The organism is Pontibacter akesuensis, assembly GCF_001611675.1.
Lineage (GTDB): Bacteria > Bacteroidota > Bacteroidia > Cytophagales > Hymenobacteraceae > Pontibacter > Pontibacter akesuensis.
On record NZ_CP014766.1, the window covers coordinates 967345 to 985867 of the forward strand.

General features: G+C 51.9%; 11 protein-coding genes. 7 read left to right on the forward strand and 4 right to left on the reverse strand.

The features are described from left to right. Positions 1-10: 10 nt before the first annotated feature. From uxaC to A0W33_RS04005, 4 genes are all read right to left on the reverse strand, one after another. Positions 11-1471, reverse strand: coding sequence for a glucuronate isomerase (gene uxaC / locus A0W33_RS03990; RefSeq protein ID WP_068836969.1), 1461 nt, complete (start codon positions 1469-1471; stop codon positions 11-13). 12 nt (positions 1472-1483) lie between these two features. Next, positions 1484-2644 carry a mannonate dehydratase gene (gene uxuA / locus A0W33_RS03995; RefSeq protein ID WP_068836970.1) on the reverse strand — a complete coding sequence of 387 codons (1161 nt, stop codon included), beginning with the start codon at positions 2642-2644 and terminating at the stop codon, positions 1484-1486. A gap of 250 nt (positions 2645-2894) precedes the next feature. Then, positions 2895-4850, reverse strand: coding sequence for a RagB/SusD family nutrient uptake outer membrane protein (locus A0W33_RS04000; RefSeq protein WP_068836971.1), 1956 nt, complete (start codon positions 4848-4850; stop codon positions 2895-2897). 12 nt (positions 4851-4862) lie between these two features. Continuing rightward, entirely contained in the window at positions 4863-7994 is a 3132-nt protein-coding gene (locus tag A0W33_RS04005) for a SusC/RagA family TonB-linked outer membrane protein (RefSeq protein ID WP_068836972.1), read from the reverse strand. A 678-nt stretch (positions 7995-8672) separates the two neighbouring features. Here A0W33_RS04005 and A0W33_RS04010 point away from each other — a divergent pair. The 7 genes from A0W33_RS04010 to xylE all read left to right on the forward strand — a co-directional run bounded on the left by A0W33_RS04010 (position 8673) and on the right by xylE (position 18492). Continuing rightward, positions 8673-9704: a LacI family DNA-binding transcriptional regulator gene (locus A0W33_RS04010; protein ID WP_068836973.1), complete on the forward strand. Its 1032-nt coding sequence runs from the start codon at positions 8673-8675 to the stop codon at positions 9702-9704. 60 nt (positions 9705-9764) lie between these two features. After that, positions 9765-11930 (forward strand): alpha-glucuronidase family glycosyl hydrolase, encoded by a 2166-nt coding sequence (locus tag A0W33_RS04015; protein WP_068836974.1) that lies wholly within the window; start codon positions 9765-9767, stop codon positions 11928-11930. Positions 11931-11949: 19 nt separating this feature from the next. Then, on the forward strand, positions 11950-12708 hold the full coding sequence (locus tag A0W33_RS04020; RefSeq protein ID WP_068836975.1) for an SDR family NAD(P)-dependent oxidoreductase: 759 nt from the start codon (positions 11950-11952) through the stop codon (positions 12706-12708). A 118-nt stretch (positions 12709-12826) separates the two neighbouring features. Further along, the gene (locus tag A0W33_RS04025; RefSeq protein WP_068836976.1) at positions 12827-14005 is read left to right on the forward strand and encodes an endo-1,4-beta-xylanase; all 1179 of its coding nucleotides are present in this window, start codon (positions 12827-12829) and stop codon (positions 14003-14005) included. Positions 14006-14153: 148 nt separating this feature from the next. Next, a complete protein-coding gene (locus A0W33_RS04030; RefSeq protein ID WP_068836977.1) occupies positions 14154-15635 on the forward strand; it encodes a xylulokinase in 1482 nt (493 codons plus the stop codon). 31 nt (positions 15636-15666) lie between these two features. After that, entirely contained in the window at positions 15667-16998 is a 1332-nt protein-coding gene (xylA, locus tag A0W33_RS04035) for a xylose isomerase (protein ID WP_068836978.1), read from the forward strand. A 39-nt stretch (positions 16999-17037) separates the two neighbouring features. Further along, positions 17038-18492: a D-xylose transporter XylE gene (xylE, locus tag A0W33_RS04040; protein ID WP_068836979.1), complete on the forward strand. Its 1455-nt coding sequence runs from the start codon at positions 17038-17040 to the stop codon at positions 18490-18492. Positions 18493-18523 lie beyond the last annotated feature (31 nt).

The following is an 18523-nucleotide window of genomic DNA, read 5'->3' on the forward strand; positions in this document are numbered from 1 at the left end:
AGGTGATAGGTTATGCCGGGAAGTAGTTTTTAGCGTTGTAGTAACAGATGTCCTGCACCATTTTGCCTAACCACGGAATATCCGCCGGCAGCAGGCCCTGCTCCACGTCATTGCCAAAAATATTGCAGATTAATCTTCTAAAATACTCGTGGCGCGAGTAGGACAGAAAGCTGCGTGAGTCGGTGAGCATGCCGATAAAGCAGCTGATCAACCCCATACTGGAGAGGGCATTTATCTGCGCTGTCATCCCCTCTAACTGATCCAGGAACCACCAGGCCGAGCCAAATTGCATTTTGCCTTTGATGCCGCTTTGCTGGAAGTTGCCTACCATAGTGGCGAAAGCGGCGTTGTCTGCCGGGTTCAGGTTGTAGATGATGGTCTTGGCTAGCTGTCCCTCCGTCTCCAGCGCATTGAAGAAAGCGGCCATTGTAGCGGCTTGTGACTGATCGCCGATGGAGTCGTAACCCGTATCGGGGCCATTTACCTGCAGCATGCGCGCGTTGGTGTTGCGCAGGGCACCCAAATGGAACTGCTGCACCCATCCTCTTTGATGGTACATCTTACACAGTTCTTTAAGTATAAAATAGCAAAACTCATCCTGGTGCGGAGCCGCTTCGGTATCATCTCCGGCAAGCACGGCTGCAAACACCTTCTCCAGCTTACCCGAAGTGGCTTTTGCCACAGGAAGACTCGACAAACCGTGGTCGGCAATACGGCACCCGTTTGTGTGGAAGTAGTTTACCCGCTGCTCCAGCGCCTCCAACAGGGTATCTATACTTGTAATCTGCACGCCGCTGGCTTCGGAAAGCTGTTGCATGTAGTTTCTAAAGCTCCCCCCTCCGATCAGGTTCAGTGATTTATCAGGCCGGAAAGAAGGCAGCACCTTCGTTTGCAAGGAGGAGGCGGCAACTTGCTGATGGTACGCCAGATTATCCACCGGGTCATCGGTGGTGCCCACCATTTCCACTTTAAAGTGCTTCAGCAAACCTTGCGGTGTGTACTGTGGCTCCCGTAGCAGTTCGTTACATGCATCGTATACTTCCAGCGCGTTCTCACCGGAAAGCAACTTGTTAAAGCCAAAAGGATTCTTCAGCTCCATGTGCGCCCAGTGGTAGAGCGGGTTTCGTAAGGTATAGGGAACCGCCTCGGCCCACTTTACAAACTTCTCCTCGTCGCTGGCATCGCCCGTAATATACTTCTCCTCCACGCCAAGCGTGCGGAGCGCGCGCCATTTATAATGGTCGCCGGCCAGCCAGATGTCCGTCATGTTGCGGAAGTTCTCGTTCCGGGCAATTACCTCCGGCGATAGGTGGCAGTGGTAATCGATGATGGGAAGGTTCTTGGCGTAGTTATGGTATAACTGGCGCGCCGTGTCCGTTTGCAGCAGAAAATCCTCTTTCAAAAAGCTTTTCACCTGCTTCGGAAACAAGAACTTGCTTGCCGCTGCCTCTGCTCGTATGTCTTTGTTCATGTAAATAATCTTCTAAATTGACCGCTCAATCCCCATTTCCAATCCGCGCAATTCAGCCAGCCCGCGCAGCCTTCCAATAGCCGAGTAACCCGGGTTTGTCTCTTTGTGCAGGTCGTCGAGCATCTGGTGGCCGTGGTCAGGGCGGAAAGGAATCGGCTGCTCGCGTTTCTGGTTGATGGCAACCAGCTCTTTCATCACGCCATACATATCCACATCGCCAGCCAGGTGGTCAGACTCGTAGAAGTTACCTTCTTCATCCTTTTGCACATTGCGCAGGTGCGCAAAGTATACACGATGTCCTACCGCCCTGAGGATGTCAACAGGGTCGTTGTGCCGGCCTGCGCCCAGCGAGCCGGTGCAGAAGCAAATGCCGCTTGCCGGGCGATCGACTCTGTTGATGATGTAAAGCAAATCCTCTTTGGAACTGGCAATGCGGGGCAAACCAAGTATGGCGTAAGGCGGATCGTCCGGGTGGATCGTCATGTTGATGCCCGTCTCCTCGCACACATCCATGATGGACTCCAGGAAATAGGCCAGGTTCTCGCGTAAACCTTCGTGGCCAATGTTCTTATAGATGGCAATGCTCTCCGTTAAGTGCTCCAGCGTAATGAATCCCTCCATCGGGACCCCCATTCGGATAATTTCGCTTAGTTCATCCAACTGCTGCTGCGACATAGAAGAGAATCGCTCCTTTGCCTGCTGCACCACCGATTCTGCATAATCCTGCTCAGCACCTGCTCTTTTCAAAATGAACATGTCGAAAACCGCCAGGTCAGCCCAGTCGAAGTATAGGGCTTTAGCACCATTCCAAAGCTCAAGCGCCAGGTTGGTGCGCGTCCAGTCGAGCACGGGCATAAAGTTATAGCAAACGGTACCGATGCCGCAGGCAGCCAGGTTGCGCAGGGTCTGGCGGTAATTCTCCAGGTATACTTCGCAATCAGCGCTGCGGGTCTTTATCGCTTCGTGTACCGGAACGCTCTCCACCACCACCCACTTCAGTCCGGCGGATTCAATGATATTCTTTCGCTCCTGTATTTCCTCCAGCGGCCACACGGCTCCGTGCGGTATGTGGTGCAGGGCGCTTACAATGCCCGTTGCGCCTGCCTGTTTCACATCCTGCAGCGAAACAGGATCGTTGGGTCCATACCATCTCCAGCTTTGTATCAATGCCATATAAGGGGTTCTTTGATCAATGTTAAAACTAAACTGCCAACACGGGAAGTATCACAATGTCGGCAGTTCAGGTATAAGTTATGTTTGTTGAAGGAGGGGCGGTTATACTTGCCACCGCCACTAAAAACGCATAGGTAAAAAGGAATCCCAAAGGGAAGCCTCTTTACCTCTATGCTTACTGAATCACTAATAAACTTTCTTTATCACCTCCATTGGAGTAGTGTGTCAATTTTGAACAGGATGCTACCGGTTAATTGTATCCTGGGTTTTGGTAAGCTGCTTTTTCAGCAGGGGTCATATCCATCCTATCCAACTGGATTTGTGGAATAGGGCGCAGGTAATGGTAGGGCTGGATATTGCGCGTTATCGTTTGCGGCGTATGGTCCCCGTAGTTGTTACCGGCAATCTGGTAGGTGCCGGCGAGTTCTTCCCACATTTGGGTGCGGGTCAGGTCAAACCAGCGGTAACCTTCACCGTAGTACTCACGCGAGCGTTCTGCCAGAATATAGTTGATATCTATTGTTGCCGGCGTGGCAGCAACCATCTCGGCGCTGTGATCTTCCACTTTAACAGAGTTTCCGTTGTTGTCGTAGCGCCACTTACCGGCACGTGCACGAATCACATTAATCAACTCTCTGGCGCTGTAGCCAGCCTGTGTATTGGCTCCCATCACGGCTGCTTCGGCTGCTACAAAGTATAGCTCCGAGAACTTGGCAATGTTGAAAGGACGGGTGCTGGCGGCGTTTGGCTGTCCCAGTCCGTCGCCGTTATCGGTGCGGTAGGTACCCATCTTCCAAAGGCCTGGATACACGATCCTGCTGATATCACGGGGCCCTATCACGAAGTCAGATCTTCCGGGTAGTTCTCCTGCACCAATGTTGTTTTTACCTGCTCCAGTAGGGTAGTTTATAGGTGTTGCTGGTTGCTCATCCAGGAAAGTCAGGATTGGCTCACCTGGATTAACCGGCAGATTGTTTGCGTTATAAACAACTGGTGCATTCACACCACCTTTCGGCCAGTTGCCCCGGTAAACTGTGGCAAAAGTACCGTCGTAGCGGGAGTCATTTGTTTTGTCGGCAAAGGTGTTGGTGATTACGCCAATGGTCGGAGCCATACGTGTCCACGGACGCCCCAGGTGTTGTTCTGCGGCACGTTGAACAGAGCTTACTTTATTTGTCCAGTTCGGGTCCAGTGCGCTTCGGATGTTGGTGTAGTTCCAGGTCATCATCCACACGGCAAAGTTCTCGGGGGCACCACCATTACTCCAGGTAAGGCTGGCTCCGTTATAGAACTCGCTAGTCTCGGTGTGGTCCGCATAAAGCAGTATTTCCGGGTTACGGTCGTTAGTGCCCACGTGTACATCATAGTAGGTTGGCATCAGGCCGAAAGGCCCTGGATTCTGGATGCCGTTAATGGCCACATCGTATGCCTGCTGAAAGTACCACTGCGCATTATGCCCGTCAGGATCAGTTCTGGATGTCTCCGGATAGGTAGGAATGTTATCCGGGTTTAGCAGCCACCAGCCATAGGTCAGGTATGCTTTTGCCAGAAAGAGGCGCGCAAGCGTTTGTGTTGCGCCGCCGGTAAGGCGCGGGTTTGCCGGCAACTCTTCTACCGCTTGCCGCAGATCCGGGAAAATAGCCTTTGTATACACCTCCGGCACAGTATTGCGCACAGAGTACCTTACAGGGTTATTGTTAAACTTCAACTCCCCCGCACCCAGGTCCAGCGGCACACCACCGAACGTTTGCACCAGCTGGAAGTAATCGAATGCGCGGAAGAACCTTGCCTCGGCAATTACCGCGGCCGGTACAGTTCCCAGTTCGGATGCATTTTCAATAACGCCGCTGGCAGTATTGATGTTAGAGAACGCGGCTCCCCACAACACATCGGCACGGCTATCAGTGGAAGTAATCTCTCCCTGGCCTGAAATATCCATCACCTTGAAGTTCTGGTCCGCACTCTGCGCGTAGGTAGCCTCATCGGTACCGGTCTCGGTGGCGTTATAGTAGTAGGCCTGGCCGTATATGTAGCGCAGGTGCGCATACATGGATGTCACCCCTCCGTAAACACCTGTCTCGGTTTTGAAAAAGCTGGGCTCGTAAATGCTGCGTGGCTGTTCTTCCAGAATGTCCTCGCAGGAAGACAGGGACAGTGCCATCATGATGGCTGTTCCTATGAAAGCTTTATTTTTTATGAATTTCATCTTTGTCTTTAATTAAAATGTCACGTTAAGACCAATCAGGTAGTTCCGCGTTGAAGGGGCGTTCGTGCCAATCGTCAGCAGGCGGCTCGGAGTACCAGTAGTTACCGCCACGTTTTGGTCAGCGTAGGAGTTGGTTTCAGGGTCCATACCTGACTCTCTGTGGTAAGGGGAGAACAACACAAATGGGTTCTGCGCTGTAGCATAAACGCGCAGGTTGTTGATGCCAACTTTTTCCAGCCAGTTACTGCTCGAGAAGTTATAGCCTAGGGTAACAGTGCGTATTTTTAGGTACGAAGCATCAAAGTAGCCCAGTGTGCTGGCATATTTAGGGTTGTCACCACTTCTTATGCCTGCCGGATTTGGATATTTGGCGTCCGTGTTCTCCGGTGTCCAGTAATCCACATCCACGTTTCCACGGCGTCCGCTTAACAAGTTAAGGTAGCCCTGCGCTCCATAAAGCGTACTGTTAAGTATTCCACCGCTCTGGAAGGCTGCTACAGCCGTCAGGTCAAACCCTTTGTACCCTACGCGGGTGTTGAAGCCTCCCTGGAAGTCAGGGTTCGCGTTCATAACCTGTCTGTCGTCTGGCCCAATCTGTCTTACAGGCGTACCATCAGCATTGTAATCGCCGGTGTAGCGCACTTTGATCATACCTGGGTTTCCGCCCGGCTCCAGGATATCCCGGTACGGATCCTCCGCTTGCCAAAGACCTACTCTCTCATAGTCGTAGATAACATTGATGGGCTGACCTACAAACAACCAGTTGCCTCTGTCCTCGCTTGCACCGGAGGCAAGTGATACGATCTCGTTGCGGTTGCCATAGATATTAACACCGGCTTCCCATGTCCAGCCGTTCAGGTCTTCCAGAATTACGCCATTAAGCGAAAGCTCGAGTCCTTTATTCTGTGTTGCTCCGATGTTTGCTGTGTAGCTGTCCACGCCCGAAGTAGGAGGCAGACCAAGGCTTAGCAGGATATCATCGGTGTTTGTAACATAGTACTCTACCGTACCAGACAGGCGGTTGTTCAGAATGGCGAAATCAATTCCGTAGTTCCAGGTGTTCGAATATTCCCATCCCAATGCCGGGTTAGGTAGCTGAGTCACGTAGTAACCGGTGGCATAATTATCAGGACCAAAGTTGTAAGGTCTGGTGCTTAGAAGTCCGAGCGTGGAGTAAGGAGAAATCGCCTGGTTGGAAGTTTGTCCGTAGCCAGCACGCAGCTTCAACATGTCTATCAGGCCAACATTCTCCATAAATGATTCTCTGGCGATGTTCCATCCAACTGACACGGCAGGATAGGTATTCCATTTATATCCCGGAGCAAGTCTTGAGGAACCATCAGAGCGCACGGTAGCGCTAATCATATAGCGGTCGTCATAAGAGTACATGGCACGGCCCATCCACGACAACAAGCCCCACTGGTAATACTGCTGATCGCCAGGATTAACAGTGATTTCCTCGGCGGCCTGGCCTATGTTGTAGAACTGGAAGGCATTGGAAGGAATGTCTCTTCCCGCAATGCGTGATCTGTCGTACTGCTCCTGCGAGGAGGAGTACAGTCCTACCAGGTTCACGTTATGCTTCCCTGCAAAAGTGCGGTCGTATGTAAGCAGGTTTTCAAGGGTCCAGTTGGTTGTTTGTGCGTTACTAACAGAAGCAGTGGAGAGCGTGTTAGGATCAACAGCGTTTATACCTGCCGCCGTGAAGGCGCCTCCCTGGCTCTGGCGGAAATTCAGACCAAGGTTGGCACGGTACTTCAAACCCTCCACTCCCGGAATCTGCACTTCACCATAGATGGTGTTGTAGGTGGCAAACGCTCTCGTCTGGCTAAGCCACAGATCATCTAAACCACCTTCTTCTAACATATCTCTGGTGTATACCCATGTTTCATCCAGGGGCATCCGTACAGTTCTCTTCAAACTACCATCCTCATTGTAGGGGTTAGCAAGAGGAGACAAGCTTAAGATATTGTATAAGCCCACATTATTACCCTCCGTAAGGTTATAGTTGTTATAGGTGGTAAAGCCCATGCGGAAACGCTTACCTATTCCCTGGTCAATGCTACCGCGCATGGAGTAACGCGTATACTGCTGCGTAGGAATCACGCCTTCATCCTCAAAGTAGCCCACGCTGAAGTTGTAGCGACCCTGCTCAGTGCCACCCGAAACGCCTACATCATGGCTTGTTGTCATACCGGTTTTGTACAGCAGGTCTTGCCAATCCGTATCTACGCCCTCGGCCTCATCCACTCCCAGCTGTCCGTTAAACTGCCCGGCTGCCTGGCGCAGCGCAAAAAGTTCAGGTCCGCTCATCATATCATATCTGGCGAAAACTTCTTTCACACCATGAAAACCATTGTAGGTTACTTGTGGCTTCTGGCCTGCTTTTCCTGTTTTGGTTGATATCAATACAACTCCGTTGGCGCCACGTGAGCCATAAATGGCCGTTGCCGAGGCGTCCTTCAGGATATCAATGCTTTTGATGTCGTTCGGGTTGATGTCAGAAATAGCACCAGGAAAAGGAATTCCATCCAACACCACCAGTGGGTCGTTTCCACCAGAAATGGAGCGCGTACCGCGGATTCGGATTTGCATGGAAGCCCCCGGCTGCGAGGATGACTGTGCAAACTCCACTCCAGGCAAGCGCCCTTGCAAGGCCTGCGTAATGTTACCTGAAGGCACCTGCGTAATTTCTTCTGAACTAATGGAAGCAACAGAGCCTGTCACAGCTTCTGCACGCTGCGTACCATAGCCCACCACTACTACCTCTTCCAGGGCCTTTGCATCTGTTCCCAACTGCACGTTAATTGTGTTACGCCCATTAACAGGCACCTCCTGCGACTCATAGCCGATGTAAGAGAACACCAAGGTTCCGTTTCCATTAGGAAGATTGATAGTATAGGTACCGTTTGCATCCGTAGGCGCAGCAGTTTGCGTGCCTTTCAGGAGCACAGTTACACCAGGCAAGCCTATGCCCGCCTCGGCATCTGTCACACGCCCTGTCACCGTGAAGGGGGCAGACTGCGCCAACGCCTGAAAGTTAACCGCTACACAAGTGAGCAGCATAAGCGCCAACTTGAAGACCCCGGGCACAGTCGCCCACCTGGTCTTCGGTTCAGAACTCTGCGTATAATAATGTTTCATAAGAGGTATGATTTTTAGTTGAGTTGCTTTAGAAGCTGTTTATCGCCCGGTGCAGCCGCAGCTTCACTGGTTCAGTAGAATCTTTAGAGTTTGTTCCCGCCAGCATTGCCACTGGCACAACTAAGTTTATACTTGCCTTGCAATCCGTTGCATTCGGCTCAATCACACCTCAGCCACGGCATGCAAGACAAGTTGTAGCTTTTTTCGGTAGCCCTGCGCTTCCCTGCTCAACGGCCTGCCCTCCATGCAAGAGCGGGCTACCGCCTACCTTTAATCTTCTTTGACTCAACCCTTTGACCTTGAATCCCGCAGGTCAGCACTGCCTGGAAACCCGAAATCAGGAGTGAGTACTTCCTCACTAGGATGTAAACTTCAAATAAATTTTAAACTTTTGCAACCGATTGCAGAAACTTTTTTTTCTTGAATACGCATTACAAGACAAAAGATTCATGCATAAAGCCAATAAACATAAATTTATCACCCGTAGCTCGTGGCTCAAAGCCTAAAAAATGCTAGTTTTCAGAGAGAAATACAGTATTTTGAAATAAATTACTATAATTTGTGGTAACTAAGCGCTCACTCTAGTAATTTTAGAACGACAAAGAGTGTGTTAAATACAACACAAAGCTGCAATCGGTTGCAGTAATTTTTATTCGATGGGAAAATTTATCTTTAGAGATGGATAAGGAAACAACCATTTACGATATAGCGAAGGAATTATCTATCTCCCCTACCACTGTGAGTAGAGGCCTGAACGATCACCCCGCCGTAAACAAAAAAACCAGGCAGCGCATTTATGAAGCCGCTACGCTGATGGGCTATCGCTCCAACACCTTTGCCAGCAGCCTGCGTAAGCAGCGCACCAACACCATCGGCGTAATTGTGCCTATGCTCAACAGTAATTTTCAGTCGTCGGTGCTGGCGGGCATGGAGAGGGTGGCAAACGAGGCCGGCTATAACCTGATCATCAGCCAATCGCTGGAGACAGTGCAGAAGGAGATTGCCAACGCCAAAACCATGTTCGATAACCGGGTGGATGGCCTGCTTGTTTCCATTGCCTACGACACGGAGAACGTGGATCACTTTGAGCCATTCTTCAGCCGCGGGATTCCACTGCTGTTCTATGACAGGGTGCCCGAGCATAAGAAATGTACCAGCATTGTGATAGACAACATTCAGGCTGCCTACAAGGCCACCGCACACCTGATTGAGCAAGGCTGTCGCAACTTAGTACACATTAGCGGTAGCCTGAAAGTGAATCTATACCAGGAGCGCCTTAAGGGTTTTAAATATGCGCTGATGGATAATAACATTTCTTTCAGCGATGCCTGCGTGATTTCTACGAATTTAAGTGTGGAGGCCGGTATTTCAGCAGCCCAGCAAATCCTGCAGATGGACCCGATGCCTGACGGCATCTTTGTCTCAAACGACACCTGTGCAGTTAGCTGCCTCAAGACACTTAGCCAGGCCGGCATCTCCATTCCGAACGACGTGGCCATTGTTGGATTCAACAACGACCCGATTACCCGCATTGTGGAGCCAAACCTGACAAGCATTAACTACCCTGGCGAGGAAATGGGCGAAATGGCGGTTCGCAGCCTCATCAATTACCTTGACGGGGCCTCCGATGTAGCCATTACCAACACGATTACCCTCAGGTCAGAACTGGTCGTGCGGGCATCATCAACCAGAAAAGGAGAGGCATCCTAATTGGCCACTGTCACCACGCCAACCAAGAAACTCCGTATTCTATAACCTAAGCATAACAGCATGAATCAAAAGTCAGTCTGTCTTCTAGCACTCCTGTTTTTAAGCACTCTCTTTAGCGGCAGCCTCAGGGCAGAAGACGGGTACAAGCTCTGGCTGCAGTATGACCAGGTGCAGGATGCTACCAAACTGCAGGCATACCGACAAACCGTAAATGAATTGGTCGTGCAGGGCAGCTCTCCTACCCTGACGGCAGTGCAGAAGGAGCTGCAGATGGGCCTGCAAGGGCTGTTGGGCAAACCCGTGCCTGCCTCGAAGCAGGCAAACCAGCAAAACATACTTGTTGCCGGTACGCCGGCAAGCTCTGCGCTTATCAAGGCCCTGAACCTGGATGCGAAACTAAAAACGGTAGGAGACGAAGGGTACCTGCTGCTGACGGCAAACCAGAACGGTAAAAAGCAGACTGTTATCGCGGCAAATACCGACATCGGGGTGCTATACGGCAGTTTCCATTTTCTTCGGCTGCTGCAAACGCACCAGGATATCAGCAATCTCTCTGTTGCAAGTGCACCTAAAATCAAGCACCGCGTGCTGAACCACTGGGATAACCTGGACAGAACCGTGGAGCGTGGCTACGCGGGCTTTTCGCTTTGGGACTGGCACCGCCTACCCGGTTATATCGACCAGCGCTACATCGACTACGCCCGTGCCAACGCTTCTATCGGCATCAACGGCACTGTACTAACCAATGTGAATGCCAATGCGCTGGTATTAACAGAGGACTATCTTAAGAAGGTAGCCGCACTTGCCGATGCTTTCCGCCCTTATGGCCTGAAAGTATACCTGACTGCCCGTTTCAGCGCCCCAATTGAGATTGGCGGCTTGAAAACTGCCGATCCGCTGGACCCGCAGGTGCAGGCGTGGTGGAATAAAAAATCAGACGAGATCTACTCTCATATTCCGGATTTTGGCGGCTTCCTGGTGAAAGCCAACTCAGAGGGCCAGCCGGGGCCGCAGAACTACGGCAGAAACCATGCGGATGGTGCCAACATGCTGGCAGATGCCGTAGCCGGAAAAGGCGGCATTGTGATGTGGCGTGCCTTCGTGTACAGCGAAGATGAGCCCGACGACCGCGCCAAGCAGGCCTACAATGAGTTTAAACCGTTGGATGGGAAGTTCCGCGACAATGTGTTGGTGCAGGTTAAGAACGGTGCCATCGATTTCCAGCCGCGTGAGCCGTTTCACCCGCTGTTCGGAGCGATGCCGAAGACGCCGCTCATGATGGAATTCCAGATCACGCAGGAGTACCTGGGCCAGGGCACCACGCTCGCCTACCTCTCCCCAATGTATAAGGAGACGCTGGAAGCAGACACCTATGCCGAGGGCAAAGGCTCTACTGTGGCCAAGGTTGTAGACGGCACACTTCATAACTACCAACAGACAGGTATAGCCGGTGTGGCCAACATTGGCAACGACCGCAACTGGACCGGCCACTTGTTTGGGCAGTCGAACTGGTACGCCTTTGGGCGCCTGGCCTGGAACCATGCCCTTTCATCCGAGGAGATTGCGGAGGAGTGGGTGAAGATGACCTTCACCAATGACAACAAGTTTGTGGCACCGGTAAAGGATATGATGCTGACCTCGCATGAGGCGGTGGTGAACTACATGACCCCGCTCGGCCTGCACCACATCATGGGCTGGTCGCACCACTACGGCCCCGGCCCCTGGATAAAGGACAAGCACCGCGCTGACTGGACTTCTGTTTATTATCATAAAGCCGATGAGAAAGGCATTGGTTTTGACCGCACCAAATCAGGCAGCAACGCCGTGAGCCAGTACTTCCCTCCCGTTGCCAAGACGTACGGAAACATCAAAAAAGTGCCGGAGAAGTACCTGCTGTGGTTCCACCATGTGCCGTGGGACTACAAGGTTAACTCGGGCAGAACCCTTTGGAACGAACTGGCCTACAGGTACAGCGCCGGCGTGGATTCGGTGCGCCAGATGCAAAAAACATGGGACAGCCTGCAAGGCAAGGTGGATGAGGAGCGCTTCCAGCACGTGAAACAGCTTTTGGCCGTACAGGAGCAGGAAGCAGAATGGTGGCGCGACGCGTGCCTGCTGTACTTCCAGACGTTCTCGAAGCGACCTATCCCTGCAGACCTGGAAAAGCCTGCCCATACGTTGGATTACTACATGAGCCTGGACCCCAAATTTGTCCCTGGCATTTAATTTTACCTATACAAACAACATGAATTCAGATTCTAACGCAGCGACAAAAGTAGCCATTGTAACAGGTGGCGCTTCAGGGTTGGGCTATGCCATTGCTGAAAAATTTGTGCAGCAGCATATTCGCACCATCATTGTCGGAAGAAACGAGGAGAAGCTACAGGCGGCAAAGGAGCAGTTTGGCGAGCTTTGCACCTACAAAGTATGCGATCTGTCCGACCTGGCCCAGATACCAGGCTTGGTGCATGAGATTGTGGAAGAGTTCGGGCAGGTTGACATCCTGGTGAACAACGCTGGCATCAACATGAAAAAGCCTTTCGAGGAGGTAACAGACGAGGATTTCCAGCGCATTATACTTACCAATGTGACCGCCGTGTTTGCGCTGAGCCGCGAAGTGGTGAAAGACATGTTGCCACGTAACCGGGGCAGCATTATCAATATCAGCTCCATGGCCTCGCAGTACGGCATTCCGAAAGTGATTGCCTATACCGCATCCAAATCGGCTATTGAGGGCATGACTCGTGCCATGGCTGTTGAATTATCGCCGGAGGGTATCCGCGTGAACTGCGTGGCTCCCGGTTTTATCGCCACGGACATGTCGGCGAAGGCCCTGAACAACGATCCCGAGCGCAAGAACAAAGTACTTTCCAGAACACCAATGGGTAAATTGGGCACACCGGCTGATGTGGCTGAGGCGGTTTACTACTACGCCACCGAAGGCGCCAAGTATGTAACCGGTACCGTGCTTCCGGTGGATGGCGGGAACTCTGTTGGGTTTTAGAAAAAACATACTTGAGGTACAGATGGCTTGACTGCTCCTACTTCAGCTACCAATTGCAATACAAGAACAAGCAGCTGCACGGCTGCGGAAGCACTTTATACACCTGATATAAACTTGAATGATGAACCGATACAAAGCCCTTTTTGCTCCCGGCCTGGTGGCTGCGCTGCTCGCTACCTCCTGCACCGATACAAATAAAACCACGACTGAAGGAGAAAAAGCGGCACAAACCGCTACGAAAGCACCCGTTTCTTTGAAAGAGGCATTTGAAGGTGATTTTTACGTGGGCGCTGCCCTAAACGGCAGGCAGGTTAGCGGCAACGACGCAAAAGCACTCAACATCATACAGGAGCAGTTTAATACCATCAGCCCGGAGAACCTGCTCAAGTGGGAGTCGGTGCACCCGAGGCCAAACGAATACAACTTTGAGCCTGCCGATAATTATGTGGCTTTAGGTGAGCAGCACGACCTGTTTACAGTGGGCCATACCCTGGTGTGGCACAACCAGACGCCGAAATGGGTATTTGAGGATGCACAGGGAAAGCCGGTAAGCAAAGAGGAGTTGCTCAAGCGCATGCAGGACCACATCAGCACAGTGGCAGGCCGCTACAAGGGCAAGATCGACAGCTGGGACGTGGTGAACGAGGCCCTGAACGATGACGGCACGCTGCGCCAGTCGCCGTGGCTGAAAATTATTGGGGAGGAGTACCTGCAAAAGGCGTTTGAGTTTGCCCACCAGGCCGACCCGGAGATGGAGCTGTACTACAACGACTATAACCTCTGGAAACCAGCCAAGCGCGACGGTGCGGTGCGTCTGGTACGCAACCTGCAGGAGAAGGGAATCAAGGTGGCTGGCATCGGGATGCAGGGACACTATGGCCTTCATGCGCCTTCATTGGAAGATATTGAGGCCAGCATTGAGGCATTCGCTGCACTTGGGGTAAAGGTATCCTTTACTGAGGTAGACATTGACGTGCTGCCAAATCCGAGCAACCGTCAGGGTGCCGACATTGACGCTACATTTGAGTTTGACCAGAAGTATAACGTTTACACGGAAGGATTGCCGGACTCGGTGCAGCAGCAACTGACCCAACGCTATGTGGAGCTGTTCGACTTGTTCAAAAAGCACAGCGACAAGATTGACCGCGTTACCTTCTGGGGCGTGACGGATAATGACTCCTGGCTAAACAACTGGCCAATACAGGGGCGCACGAGTTACCCAATGCTGTTCGACCGCGCCTACCAGCCTAAACCAGCGTACGAGGCTGTGTTGAAAGCGGCCGCCAAGACAAAGTAGGCGCGTTGTCAGCGACAACAAGTACAAGCATCCGCTTCTATTTATATCATTGACTTCTTATATTTAGGAAGCAAGTATAAACCAGCTCCGTTTGGCAGGGGCAAAGTATAACCTTAACCACAAGTATAAATACCCTCAAACATACAACATGCTCTTATTAGGTATAGATGTAGGAACATCATCCATAAAAGTATCGGTAGTGGATGCACAAACTCAGGATTGCCTGGCTTCGGCCCAGTATCCTGACGAAGAGTCGGACATTATCTCCCCGAAAGCAGGCTGGGCTGAGCAATCGCCAGAAATGTGGTGGGACCACGTGAAAGCGGCCATACAGAAAGCAAACGCCACCGGAAGCTACAACCCAAAGGACATTGGCGCCATCGGCATCGCGTACCAGATGCACGGCCTGGTGGTAGTGGACAAGCAGCAGCAAACCCTGCGCAACTCCATTATCTGGTGCGACAGCCGCGCGGTGGAAATCGGGAACAAGGCCTTCAAAAGTATAGGCGAAGAGAAAAGCCTCTCCCACCTGCTCAACTCTCCGGGTAACTTTACGGCCTCAAAGCTGGCTTGGGTAAAGGCAAATGAGCCGGAGCTCTACTACAACATCGACAAGATCATGCTTCCCGGCGATTTTGTAGCCATGAAACTGACCGGCAACATTACCACCAGCATCTCTGCGCTGTCAGAGGGTGTTTTCTGGGATTTCCAGGATGACCAGCTTTCCAGCGACGTGCTCAACTACTACAAGTTCGACAAGGCGCTGATACCCGTGATTAACCCGGTGTTTTCGGAGCATGGCACGGTGCAGCAGGAGGTGGCCACAGAACTGGGGCTGACGGCAGGTATTCCTGTTACCTACAAGTCAGGTGACCAGCCTAACAACGCACTGTCACTGAACGTGCTGAAGCCAGGTGAAGTGGCTGCCACCGCGGGTACTTCTGGTGTTATCTACGGTGTGAGCGATAAGCTTATTTATGATCCACAGTCGCGGGTGAACACCTTTGCGCACGTGAACTATGGGGAAGAGAAACGGCTGGGCGTGCTGCTGTGCATTAACGGCACGGGCAGCCTCAACCGCTGGATCAAAAACATTGCTGGCACCGGCATGAGCTACGCAGAAATGAACGACATGGCCGGCAAAATCAGCATCGGCAGCAACGGCTTGCGCGTACTTCCGTTTGGCAACGGCGCCGAGCGCATGCTTAACAACGAGATTGTAGGCACGCATTTCCACAACATCGACCTGAACCTGCACTCCAAAGCGCACATTTTCAGGGCTACACAAGAGGGCATCGCCTTTGCGTTCCGCTACGGCTTGGACATTATGCGCGAGAGCGGCATGAACCCCAGCATCATCCGGGCGGGCAAGGCCAACCTTTTCCTAAGCAACACCTTTACAGAGGCTTTCGTGAACGCAACGCATGTGCCGGTGGAGCTCTATCAGAACGATGGCAGCGTTGGGGCCGCCTTAGGCGCGGGAATCGGCGTGAAGGCCTATAAATCGGAAGAGGAAGCCTTTACGAACAGCAAAAAATTGCAGGTAATTGAGCCAAAGGCCATTGAACAGTATGAGCCGGCTTACCAGGAGTGGAAAATGCTGCTGGAGAAACAACTGAAACAGAACTAATTAAATTCTAAATAGCTAAACACTTAAGCACATGGCAAACATAGTATTAGGAGAAAAAGAGTTTTTTAAAGGTATAAATCAAATCAAATTTGAGGGCGTGGAGTCTGACAACCCACTGGCGTACCGTTGGTACGACGAAAACCGCGTGGTGGCAGGCAAAACGCTGAAAGACCACCTGCGCTTTGCAGTGGCTTACTGGCACTCGTTCAACGCGAACGGTTCTGATCCATTCGGTGGCGCTACGCTTAACTTCGCCTGGGATGAGAAAGCAGACCCAATCGAAAGAGCAAAAGACAAGATGGACGCGGCATTCGAGTTCATCACCAAAATGAACATGCCTTACTACTGCTTCCATGATGTGGATGTGGTGGATTATGGAAATAATATCGCTGAAAACGAGCGACGCCTGCAGACGATGGTGGAATATGCCAAACAGAAGCAGCAGGAAAGCGGCGTGAAACTGCTTTGGGGAACTGCCAACGTGTTCTCGCACCAGCGCTACATGAACGGCGCCTCTACCAACCCTGATTTCCATGTGCTGGCGCACGCAGGTGCACAGGTAAAAGCGGCGTTGGATGCTACTATCGCCCTGGATGGTGAGAACTACGTGTTCTGGGGTGGTCGCGAAGGTTATATGACGCTGCTGAACACAGACATGAAGCGTGAGCAGGACCACCTGGCCCGTTTCCTGCACACGGCAAAGGACTATGCGCGTAAGCAAGGCTTTAAAGGCACGTTCTTCATCGAGCCGAAGCCAATGGAGCCAACCAAGCACCAGTACGATTATGACTCTGCCACGGTGATCGGCTTCCTGCGCAAGTATGACTTGCTGAACGACTTCAAGATCAACATCGAAGTAAACCACGCCACACTGGCTGGCCATACGTTCCAGCATGAACTGCAGGTTGCTGCCGATGCCGGCCTGCTGGGCTCTATCGACGCAAACCGCGGTGACTACCAGAACGGCTGGGATACCGACCAATTCCCGAACAACCTGAACGAACTGACGGAGGCGATGCTGGTGTTCCTGGAGGCCGGTGGCGTACAGGGCGGAGGCATCAACTTCGATGCGAAGATCAGAAGAAACTCTACTGATCCTGCTGACCTGTTCTACGCACACATAGGTGGTGCCGACACGTTTGCAAGAGCGCTGATCACAGCTGACAGCATCCTGCAGAACTCTGACTACAGAAAAATACGTGAGGAGCGCTACGCCTCTTTTGACAGCGGAAAAGGCCAGGAGTTCGAGAATGGCAAAATAGCGCTGGAAGACCTGCGCCAGTTTGCCATCGAAAATGGTGAGCCAGCCGTGAAGAGCGGACGCCAGGAGTACCTGGAGAACCTGATCAACAGGTACATCTAAGAAGCTTACAAGTATAGCTAACCCTTATTCCACCTATTCATGATAAAGAACGAAAATCTAACGGCAGGGCAGAACATTCCCTATATCGCCGGGATTACGCTGATCGCCACCCTGGGCGGATTGCTCTTCGGGTACGATACAGCTGTTATTTCAGGCGCAGAACGGTCGGTGCAGCTCTACCTGGTAAACAGCCTCGGGCTGAGTACCTGGGTGCATGGCGCTACCATCTCCAGTGCCTTGATCGGCTGTATTATCGGCGGAGCCATTTCAGGCGTCTTTGCGTCAGGTATTGGTCGTAAGAAAACCCTGATCATAGCGGCCATTCTGTTTTTCATCTCGGCGCTGGGTTCTGGTTACCCGGAGTTTTTGTTCTTTGAAGAGGGTAAGCCAACCATGGGCTTGCTCTACATGTTTAACTTTTACAGGATTATAGGTGGAATAGGGGTTGGACTTGCCTCGGCGGTTGTGCCGGTTTACATTGGTGAAATAGCCCCGGCCAACCTGCGCGGGCGGCTGGTTTCGCTTAACCAGTTTGCCATCATCTTTGGTATGCTGGTGGTATACTTCGTGAACTGGGGAATTTCCAGCGGGGAGTCTGTGGAGTGGCTGAACAACGTGGGCTGGAGGCGCATGTTTTTATCAGAGGCTATTCCAGCCGGTTTGTTTGGCATTTTGTTGTTCTTTGTTCCTGAAACGCCACGCTACCTAAGTATGGCTAACCGGGATGAGGAAGCTATGAAGATCCTGACAAAAGTAAACGGCGGCCATCGTGCCCGGGAGATTTTTGCCGAGATAAAGAACACGGTGGAGCACCATTCCGGCAACCTGTTCTCCTACGGAAAAACGGTTATCATCATTGGTATTCTGCTTTCGGTGTTCCAGCAGTTCGTGGGAATCAATGTAGCCCTGTACTATGCGCCGCGAATTTTTGAAAGTATGGGAGCCGGCAAAGACGCCTCCATGCTGCAAACGGTGGTAATGGGTATTATAAACGTGATCTTTACGGTGGTGGCCATCCTTACGGTGGACAGATGGGGCAGAAAGCCCCTGCTGATGGTGGGCTCCATAGGTATGGCAATCGGAATGTTCGCTATTGCCGGCCTGGCCTACTACGAGATTATCGGTATCAGCACACTGGTATTCATCATCATTTACACGGCTTCGTTTATGATGTCGTGGGGTCCAATTTGCTGGGTGCTAATTTCAGAGATTTTCCCGAACAAGATTCGTGGTAAAGCGGTGGCAATTGCCGTGGCCGCACAGTGGGCTGCCAACTTCTTTATCTCTTCCACCTACCCATCTATGATGGAGTTCAGCGGCGCGTTTACGTACGGCTTCTACGGGCTGATGAGCCTCATCTCCTTCCTGTTTGTGTGGAAGATGATTCCTGAAACCAAAGGAAAATCGCTGGAGGAAATGGAGCAGCTCTGGATCAGAAAATCAGGCAATGTGCCTGCGCAGGAAGCATATGCTGCCAACAAGACGCGCGTGTAATCACGGAAGGCACAGGAGTTGTATACCTAAC